This is a genomic window from Streptomyces bobili, assembly GCF_002154575.1.
In the GTDB taxonomy this organism is placed as follows: Bacteria; Actinomycetota; Actinomycetes; order Streptomycetales; family Streptomycetaceae; genus Streptomyces; species Streptomyces bobili.
The window spans coordinates 1-8,697 of record NZ_MUBA01000633.1; the positions used below are offsets into that span (position 1 = coordinate 1).

Here is an 8,697-nt window from a genome sequence, read left to right on the forward strand (position 1 = left end):
GCGACGGCCGCCGAGCCGATGCCGCCCGGTTCGCAGGCCACCGCCCCGCCCACGGCCAGGACCGCGAGCCCCGCCACGGCCGCCGCACGTGCCCCGCGCGCCCGGCCCCGCATCCGTCTCCTCCATGCCCCCATGCAAGGCAGCCTGCCACCGCCCGCGGGGCCGCGGTAGAGCACTTAACGCCATGCGCCGCACCACCGACCCCGTCTACCGTGACCGCATGCGCGACCACCGCCGCCTGAGGGTAGCTGACCGTCGACGACACCACCACCTACCTGTGGACCGTCCGCCACCGGCACCGGGACGGCCAGGGCTGCCGGGACGTCCTCACCCTGGCCCGGGACGGCGTGCGCACCCGGATCGTGTTCCGGGAGGGCGGGGGCCGTTACGTCGGCGGTGGCGCGTACTCGCACAGCGGCGGCGTCGGCGACCGCACCCACCACCTCAACCTGCACCGGCCCGGCACCGTGCGCGCCCTCCTCGACGAGGCCGTCCGCCGCGGACTGCTCCCGCAGGAGGGGCGCGATGGTCAGGAGGGGGAGTTGGACGGCTGGATCCTGTTCGACGCCGTCAGCCGCGCGGCGGCGGCCCCTTCCTAGGGCCGGTCAGGACCAGCGACCGGTCCGGCCCAGGATCAGGGCGCCGGCGGCCGTCCCGGCGGTCGAGGTCCGCAGCACGCTCCGCCCCAGCCGGTACGCCTTGGCGCCGGCCGCCTCGAAGAGCGCCAACTCCTCGGGCGAGACGCCCCCTTCGGGTCCGACGACGAGCACGATCTCGCCGTTGGTGGGGAGTTGGGCGGTGGCGAGGGGCTCGCTGCCGTAGTCGCGGTCCTCGTGGAGCACGGCAGCGAAGTCGGCACGGGCCAGAAGTGCCGCCACCTGCTTGGTGGTCGCCGCGTCGGCGATCTCGGGGAAGCGGACCCGGCGGGACTGCTTGCCGGCCTCACGGGCGGTGGCCCGCCACTTCGCGAGCGCCTTCAGCCCTCGGTCGCCCTTCCACTGGGTGATACACCGGGAGGCGGCCCACGGCACGATCGCGTCGACGCCGGTCTCGGTCATCGTCTCGACGGCCAGCTCCCCCCGGTCGCCCTTGGGCAGCGCCTGCACGACGGTGATCCGCGGCGACCCGGCGGGCTCCTCCGCCACCCGCGTCAGCCGGACGACCAGCCGGTCCTTGCCCTCGGCGGCGACGACCTCGCCCTCGGCCCAGCGGCCGGTGCCGTCGGTGAGGACGACCTCCTCACCGGCCCGCAGCCGCTTCACCGAGACCGCGTGCCGCCCCTCGGGCCCGTCCAGCACGAACTCGCCCGGACCGCCGGGCAGTTCCTCGACGACGAACACGGGCGCGGTCATCGCGCACCGCCCATACCGGCCGCACCGGCCGCGCCGCCGCCCGACAACGCTGTCCTCGCCGTGTCGAGTTCGGCCGTCAGCACCTCCACCAGCTGCCCGGCGGGCAGGGCGCGGGCCAGCCGGTGTCCCTGGCCCGCCCACAGCGCCATGCCCTGCGCGTCGCCCGCCTTCGCGGCGGCCTTGCGCAGCGGCGAGGTCAGGTGGTGGACCTCCGGGTAGGCGGCGGGCGCGTACGGGCCGTGCTCGCGCAGGAAGCGGTTGACCAGGCCGCGGGCCGGCCGCCCGGAGAAGGCGCGGGTCAGTTCCGTACGCACGAAGAGCGGGTTGGTCAGCGCCTCCTTGTGGACGGCGGCGGCGCCGGACTCCGGGGTCGCCAGGAAGGCCGTACCGAGCTGGGCGGCGCTCGCTCCGGCGGCGAGGACGGCGGCGATCTGGCTGCCGCGCATCAGACCGCCAGCGGCGATCAGCGGCAGGCTCACGGCCTCCCGGATCTGGGCGAGCAGCGCGAGCACGCCGATGCCGGAGCCGTCGTTCTCGGGGATGTCCCGGTGGGTGCCCTGGTGGCCGCCGGCCTCCACACCCTGGACGATCACCGCGTCCGCGCCCGCCCGCTCGACGGCGACGGCCTCCTCGGCGGTGGTCGCGGTGACCAGCGTGAACGTGCCGGCCCGGCGCAGCGCGTCCAGCACGTCCGGACGGGGCACACCGAAGTGGAACGAGACCACCGGCACCGGGTTGTCCAGCAGCACCGCCAGTTTGGCGTCGTAGCCGTCGTCGCGGCCGCTGTCGGGATCGCCCAGCTCGGTCTGGTACCAGGCGGCCTCGCCGGCCAGCTGATGGGCGTAGACCTCGACGGCGCCGGTCTCCGCATGCTCCGGCTGCGGCATGAACAGGTTCACGCCGAAGGGCCGGGAGGTGAGACTCCGCAGCTGTTTCATCTCCTGGTACAGGCCGTCGGCGGTCTTGTACCCGGCGGCCAGGAACCCCAGCCCGCCGGCCTCGGACACGGCGGCGGCGAGCTGCGGGAGGGAGACGCCGCCCGCCATGGGGGCCTGCACGATCGGGAGAGGGAAGAGATCGGTCAGTGCGGAGGACATGACGGCATGTTGTCACGTCGTCGGGACAACCGTGCAGCCCGTCCGGAGGCTCGGCCTCCGGGGACGGGAACGGGAAGGGGCGGCGGGGGCCGAAACGCCCCCGCCGCCCCGCCCACTCACCGTCAGCGCCCGTTGAACGCGTCCTTCAGCCGGGAGAACAGCCCCTGCTGACCGGGCTGGAACTGCCCGAGGGGCCGCTCCTCGCCGCGCAGCTTCGCCAGCTCCCGCAGCACCCGCTCCTGCTCGGGGTCCAGCTTGTTGGGCGTCTGCACCTCGACATGCACGATGAGGTCACCGCGCCCGCCGCCCCGCAGATGCGTCACTCCGCGCCCGTGCAGCGGGATCGACTGCCCGGACTGGGTGCCGGGCCGGATGTCGACCTCCTCCAGACCGTCGAGCGTCTCCAGCGGCACCTTCGTGCCGAGGGCCGCCGCGGTCATGGGCAGGGTCACCGTGCAGTGCAGATCGTCGCCGCGCCGCTGGAACTGCGCGTGCGGCAGCTCGTGGATCTCGACGTACAGGTCACCGGCGGGACCGCCGCCGGGCCCGACCTCGCCCTCGCCGGCGAGCTGGATGCGGGTGCCGTTGTCGACGCCGGCCGGGATCTTCACCGTCAGCGTGCGACGCGAGCGCACGCGTCCGTCGCCCGCGCACTCCGGGCACGGGGTCGGCACGACGGTGCCGAAGCCCTGGCACTGCGGACAGGGCCGCGAGGTCATGACCTGGCCGAGGAAGGACCGCGTCACCTGCGACACCTCACCGCGACCGCGGCACATGTCACAGGTCTGCGCGCTGGTCCCCGGCGCGGCACCCTCGCCGCTGCAGGTGGTGCAGACGATCGCCGTGTCGACCTGGATGTCCTTGGTCGTGCCGAAGGCGGCCTCGTCGAGGTCGATCTCCAGCCGGATCATCGCGTCCTGGCCGCGGCGGGTGCGCGAGCGCGGCCCGCGCTGCGACGCCGTGCCGAAGAAGGCGTCCATGATGTCGGAGAAGTTGCCGAAGCCACCGGCTCCGAAGCCGCCCGCGCCGCCGCCCGCCTGGGACAGGGGGTCGCCGCCGAGGTCGTAGACCTGCTTCTTCTGCGGGTCCGACAGCACCTCGTAGGCGGCGTTGATCTCCTTGAACCGCTCCTGGGTCTTCGGATCGGGGTTGACGTCCGGGTGAAGCTCGCGTGCGAGCCGCCGGAAGGCCTTCTTGATCTCTTCCTGCGACGCGTCGCGGCGCACGCCGAGAACGGCGTAGTAGTCCGTGGCCACTTACGACTCCGCCAGGATCTGTCCGACGTACCGTGCCACTGCGCGTACCGCTCCCATCGTTCCCGGGTAATCCATGCGGGTCGGTCCGACCACGCCGAGCTTGGCGACTGCCTCGCCGCCCGAACCGTAGCCGACCGACACCACCGAAGTGGAGTTGAGCCCCTCATAGGCGTTCTCGTGACCGATGCGTACGGTCATGCCCGAATCCCCGGCCTCGCCCAGGAGCTTGAGGAGCACGACCTGCTCCTCCAAGGCTTCCAGGACGGGTCGGATGACGAGGGGAAAGTCATGTCCGAAGCGGGTGAGATTGGCGGTTCCGCCGATCATCAGCCGCTCCTCGTTCTCTTCGACGAGCGTCTCCAGCAGGGTGGAGAGCACCGTGGTGACCGTGCCGCGGTCCTCGTTCTCGAAGGCGTCGGCCAGGTCTTCCACCAGGCGCGGCACATCGCTGAAGCGACGGCCCGCGACCCGGCTGTTCAGCCGCGCCCGCAGATCCGCCAGCGAGGCCTCGCCGAAGGGCGCGGGGCAGTCCACCATCCGCTGCTCGACCCGCCCGGTGTCCGTGATGAGCACCAGCATCAGCCGGGCCGGTGCCAGCGCCAGCAGCTCGACGTGGCGCACGGTGGAGCGGGTCAGCGACGGGTACTGCACGACGGCGACCTGCCGGGTGAGCTGCGCGAGCAGCCGTACCGTCCGGGCCACGACGTCGTCGAGGTCGACGGCGCCGTCCAGGAAGTTCTGGATGGCGCGCCGCTCGGGCGCCGTCATCGGCTTGACGCCGGCCAGTTTGTCGACGAACAGCCGGTAGCCCTTGTCGGTGGGGATGCGCCCGGCGCTGGTGTGCGGCTGGGCGATGAACCCCTCGTCCTCCAGGGCGGCCATGTCGTTACGGACCGTCGCCGGTGAGACGCCGAGGTTGTGGCGCTCGGTGAGCGCCTTGGAACCCACCGGTTCCTCGGTGCCGACGTAGTCCTGGACGATGGCGCGCAGCACTTGCAGCCTGCGTTCGCTCAGCACCCGCGCTCACCTCCAGAAAAGTCTTCCCCGGTCCCCCGGGCGTCTCGCCTGGCACTCTTCGCATCCGAGTGCCAGCGTTCCCCGGCCCAGTGTACGGCTGTGGGGTACACCTGGGGCAAGGTCGGTCGCCCGGCCGGGCCGCCAGGGACGACAGGGCCTAGGGACTCTCGTCTGGATCATGCCGGGCGTCGCGGGGTCAGCCGGGACGAACCGTCGGTCACGGCCGGCCTGATCCAGACGACAGGCCCTAGCCTCGCGGTATGACGGTGACTTGGGAAGAGCTGGGGTGGGAGCGGATCGCCACGGGGGTCGGCCGGTGCCGGCTGCCCGGCTGGGACTGCACGGCGGGGCTGGTCGTCGGGGAGGGCCGGGCCCTGTTGGTGGACGCGGGGTCGAGCCTCGCGGAGGGTGCCCGGCTGCGCCTGCACGCCGAGGAACTCGCAGGTCACCGTGTGACCGATCTCGCGCTCACGCACCCCCACTTCGACCATGTCCTGGGGGCGGCGGCCTTCGCGGGCGCCGAGGTCTACGCGGCGGTGGGCGCGGAGAACACGCCGGCGCGGGAGCTGCTCGCGGACGCGGTCCGCAACGGTCTCGACGCCGATACGGCCTCGGAGGCCGCGGACACGCTGGTACGGCCCCGCCACCTGGTCTGCGGCGAGTGGACCCTCGACCTGGGCGGCGGCCGGCAGGTCCTGCTGGCGAACGTCGGCCCCGGCCACACCCCGCACGATCTGGCCGTCCTCGTTCCTGCGGGCCCCGGCTCGCCCGAGGTCGTCTTCTGCGGCGACCTCGTCGAGGAGTCCGGTGAGCCGCAGGCGGGCCCCGACGCCGTACCGTCGCACTGGCCCGCCGCCCTCGACCGGCTGCTGGCCCTCGGCGGCGAGGACGCGCTGTACGTGCCCGGTCACGGCGCGGTGGTGGACGGGGCGTTCGTCCGGGCCCAACGGGACGCGCTGGCCGCACGTTTCGGCGTGTCGCCGTGACCGTGCCGGGGCTTCTCCTATCGTCATCCGAATGCGCCAGTACCAACCGGACCTGACACCCCCGTGGAAGAAGCAGCGGCCCGCCCCGGAGGTCGAGGCCGAGCCCGGCCTGGTGGTGGAGGAGCCCGGCACCGGTTTCTGCGGCGCGGTGATCCGCTGCGAGGCGGGCACGGTCACCCTGGAGGACCGCTTCGGCAAGCACCGCGTGTTCCCGCTGGAGCCCCGCGGCTTCCTCCTGGAGGGCCGGCCCGTGACCCTGGTCCGCCCCACGTCGTCCGCTCCGGTACGGCCCACCCGTACCGCCTCCGGTTCGGTCGCCGTGCCCGGCGCCCGCGCCCGGGTGGCCCGCGCCGGGCGGATCTACGTCGAGGGCCGGCACGACGCCGAGCTGGTGGAGAAGGTGTGGGGCGACGACCTGCGCGTCGAGGGCGTGGTCGTGGAGTACCTGGAGGGCGTGGACGACCTGCCGGCGGTCGTCGCCGAGTTCGCCCCCGGCCCCGACGCCCGCCTCGGCGTCCTCGTGGACCATCTCGTCCCCGGCACCAAGGAATGGCGCATCGCACAGTCGGTGACGAGCGAGCACGCGCTGGTGGTGGGCCACCCGTACATCGACATCTGGGAGGCGGTGAAGCCGTCCGCGGTGGGCATCGAGGCCTGGCCCCGCGTCCCGCGCGGGCAGGACTGGAAGACGGGGGTGTGCCGGGCGCTGGGCTGGCCCTCGGAGAACACCGGCGCGGTGTGGCAGGCGATCCTCGAGCGGGTCGGGTCCTACCGGGACCTGGAGCCGGAGCTGCTGGGATCGGTCGAGCGTCTCATCGACCACGTGACCGTGCCCTGATCACATGACCGAGCCCTGGGTTCCGTCAGTCCACCAGGTCCCGCACCACCGCGTCCGCCAGCAGCCGCCCCCGCAGCGTGAGCACGGCACGCCCCTGCTCGTACGGGCCCTCCTGGAGCCGTCCGTCCGACAGGGCCCGGCGCGAGGCCGCGAGCCCCTGGGGCCGCAGCAGGGACAGCGGCACGCCCTCCTTCAGCCGCAGCTCCAGCAGGATCCGCTCGACCCTGCGGTCCTCGTCCGAGAGGATCTCGCGGCCGGCGCCCGGTGAGCGGCCTCCCGCCAGCGCCGCCGCGTACGCCCCCGGATGCTTCACGTTCCACCAGCGCACGCCGCCGACGTGGCTGTGGGCTCCCGGACCGGCGCCCCACCAGTCGGCGCCCCGCCAGTACAGCTCGTTGTGCAGGCAGCGGCCCGCCTCGGAGGTTGCCCAGTTGGACACCTCGTACCAGTCGAAGCCCGCCGCGGCCATCGTCTCCTCGGCGATCAGGTACCGGTCGGCGTGGACGTCGTCGTCGGTCATCGGGACCTCGCCGCGGCGGATCCGGCGGGCGAGCTGGGTGCCCTCCTCGACGATCAGGGCGTAGGCGCTGATGTGGTCGGGTCCGGCGCCGAGGGCGGAGTCCAGGGAGGCCCGCCAGTCGTCGTCCGACTCGCCGGGGGTGCCGTAGATCAGGTCCAGGTTGACGTGCTCGAAGCCGACCCCGCGGGCCTCCGCGACGCAGGCCTCGGGGCGGCCGGGCGTGTGGGTGCGGTCGAGGACCTTCAGGACGTGCTGCCGGGCACTCTGCATGCCGAAGGAGATCCGGTTGAAGCCTCCCTGGCGGAGCGTGGCGAGGTACGCCGGGTCGACGGACTCCGGGTTGGCCTCGGTGGTGACCTCCGCGTCCGCGGCGAGGCCGAACTCGTCGCGGATCGCGGTGAGCATCCTGACCAGGTCACCGGCCGCGAGCAGGGTGGGCGTACCGCCGCCGACGAAGACCGTGCGGACCTCGCGCGGGTCGTCGCCGAGGACCTTGCGGGCCAGCCGGATCTCGTCGATCAGGGTGTCGGCGTAGTTGTCGCGGGAGGCGAGGACGCCACCGGTGCCGCGCAGCTCGGTGGCGGTGTAGGTGTTGAAGTCGCAGTAGCCGCAGCGGGTCGCGCAGTAGGGCACGTGCAGGTAGAACCCGAGGGGGCGGTCGGCGGCCCCGGCGAGCGCGGAGGCGGGCAGCGCGCCGTCGGTGGGGACGGGCTCGCCGTCGGGAAGAGCGGAAGGCATGTCCTCCATTGTCCCGTACGCGGCGCGAAGCTCCCCCGGGCGCTGTGGGGCGCTATTCCGCCTGGAGGACCAGCAGGGCCAGATCGTCCTCGGGAGGCCGTCCGCCGAACTCGTGGACGAGGTGGCGGATCCGTTCGGCGATCAGCTCCGCGTCCAGCCCCGCGCAGCCGGACAGGGCGACGGCGAGGCCGTCGCCGTCGTCGAACTGGCGGGAGCCCGAGCGGCGCTCGGTGACGCCGTCGGTGACGCACAGCAGGGTGTCGCCGGGCCACAGGTCGAGGCTCTCGCTGACGTACGTGGCGTCCTCGATGACGCCGAGGAGGGTCTGCGGCTGCGCGGCCGTGGTGACGCTGCCGTCGGGGCCGAGGAGCAGGGGCAGCGGGTGGCCGGCCGAGGCGAGGGTGCAGCGGACGCCTCCGTCGAAGGGCACGAGTTCGCCGTAGAGGAGGGAGAGGAAGCGGGTCTGCGGGCCGTCGCCGGGGCCCGCCGGGCCGACGAAGGCGCGGGCGGCGGCGTCGGCGGCCTCGGTGGCGTCGTCGAGGAGGAGCTGGTTGAGCCGGTCGAGGACGTCGGCGACGCCGTATCCCTCGCGGGCCAGCAGCCGCAGCCAGGGGCGGGCCAGCCCGATGACGACGGCCGCCTCGGGGCCCTTGCCCTGGACGTCGCCGACCGCGAAGCACCAGCGGCCGTCGCCCACCGGGAACAGGTCGTAGAAGTCGCCGCTCGGCCCGCCCTGTTCGCGCGGCTCGTACACGAGGGCGCTGCGCAGGCCGGGGATCTCGGCGACCGCGCCGGGCAGCAGACCCCGTTGGAGGACGGCGCTGATGGTGGCCTGGCGGGCGTACTGGCGGGCCGCGCCGATGGCGAGCGCCACCCGCCGGCCGAGGTCCTCG

9 protein-coding genes are annotated in these 8,697 nt (G+C 73.6%); 3 read left to right on the forward strand and 6 right to left on the reverse strand.

From position 1 onward, the window contains the following. Positions 1–347 precede the first annotated feature (347 nt). The gene (locus BZL64_RS35175) at positions 348–599 is read left to right on the forward strand and encodes a hypothetical protein (RefSeq protein WP_341868849.1); all 252 of its coding nucleotides are present in this window, start codon (positions 348–350) and stop codon (positions 597–599) included. Positions 600–605: 6 nt separating this feature from the next. Here the strand turns inward: BZL64_RS35175 and BZL64_RS35180 are convergent, their stop codons facing one another. The 4 genes from BZL64_RS35180 to hrcA form a co-directional block, all read right to left on the reverse strand. After that, positions 606–1,352, reverse strand: a complete 747-nt coding sequence (locus BZL64_RS35180) for a 16S rRNA (uracil(1498)-N(3))-methyltransferase (RefSeq protein ID WP_086773118.1) — start codon at positions 1,350–1,352, stop codon at positions 606–608. Then, positions 1,349–2,449, reverse strand: a complete 1,101-nt coding sequence (locus BZL64_RS35185; RefSeq protein ID WP_086773119.1) for a nitronate monooxygenase — start codon at positions 2,447–2,449, stop codon at positions 1,349–1,351. Before BZL64_RS35185 ends, BZL64_RS35180 begins: the two co-directional genes overlap by 4 nt. A gap of 122 nt (positions 2,450–2,571) precedes the next feature. After that, positions 2,572–3,705, reverse strand: a complete 1,134-nt coding sequence (gene dnaJ / locus BZL64_RS35190; protein ID WP_086773120.1) for a molecular chaperone DnaJ — start codon at positions 3,703–3,705, stop codon at positions 2,572–2,574. Next, a complete protein-coding gene (hrcA, locus tag BZL64_RS35195) occupies positions 3,706–4,722 on the reverse strand; it encodes a heat-inducible transcriptional repressor HrcA (RefSeq protein ID WP_086773121.1) in 1,017 nt (338 codons plus the stop codon). It lies immediately after the preceding gene. A 260-nt stretch (positions 4,723–4,982) separates the two neighbouring features. Between hrcA and BZL64_RS35200 the strand changes: the two genes are divergently transcribed. Both BZL64_RS35200 and BZL64_RS35205 read left to right on the forward strand, forming a co-directional pair. Continuing rightward, positions 4,983–5,708 (forward strand): MBL fold metallo-hydrolase, encoded by a 726-nt coding sequence (locus BZL64_RS35200; RefSeq protein WP_086773122.1) that lies wholly within the window; start codon positions 4,983–4,985, stop codon positions 5,706–5,708. Positions 5,709–5,739: 31 nt separating this feature from the next. After that, complete coding sequence (locus tag BZL64_RS35205; protein WP_086773123.1) at positions 5,740–6,546, forward strand: DUF3097 domain-containing protein; 807 nt, start codon at positions 5,740–5,742, stop codon at positions 6,544–6,546. 25 nt (positions 6,547–6,571) lie between these two features. Here BZL64_RS35205 and hemW read toward each other — a convergent pair whose 3' ends face one another. Together hemW and BZL64_RS35215 are read right to left on the reverse strand one after the other, a co-directional pair. Then, entirely contained in the window at positions 6,572–7,804 is a 1,233-nt protein-coding gene (gene hemW, locus BZL64_RS35210) for a radical SAM family heme chaperone HemW (protein WP_086773124.1), read from the reverse strand. A 52-nt stretch (positions 7,805–7,856) separates the two neighbouring features. Continuing rightward, positions 7,857–8,697: PP2C family protein-serine/threonine phosphatase (locus BZL64_RS35215; protein ID WP_143663401.1), on the reverse strand; the 841-nt coding region annotated here is incomplete at its 5' end.

Bases quoted from the DNA above. Each gene is read 5' to 3' on its own strand.
- BZL64_RS35200 (WP_086773122.1), top strand. From the start codon at position 4,983: ATGACGGTGACTTGGGAAGAGCTGGGGTGGGAGCGGATCGCCACGGGG.
- BZL64_RS35205 (WP_086773123.1), top strand. From the start codon at position 5,740: ATGCGCCAGTACCAACCGGACCTGACACCCCCGTGGAAGAAGCAGCGG.
- BZL64_RS35185 (WP_086773119.1), bottom strand. From the start codon at position 2,449: ATGTCCTCCGCACTGACCGATCTCTTCCCTCTCCCGATCGTGCAGGCC.
- BZL64_RS35180 (WP_086773118.1), bottom strand. From the start codon at position 1,352: ATGACCGCGCCCGTGTTCGTCGTCGAGGAACTGCCCGGCGGTCCGGGC.
- hemW (WP_086773124.1), bottom strand. From the start codon at position 7,804: ATGCCTTCCGCTCTTCCCGACGGCGAGCCCGTCCCCACCGACGGCGCG.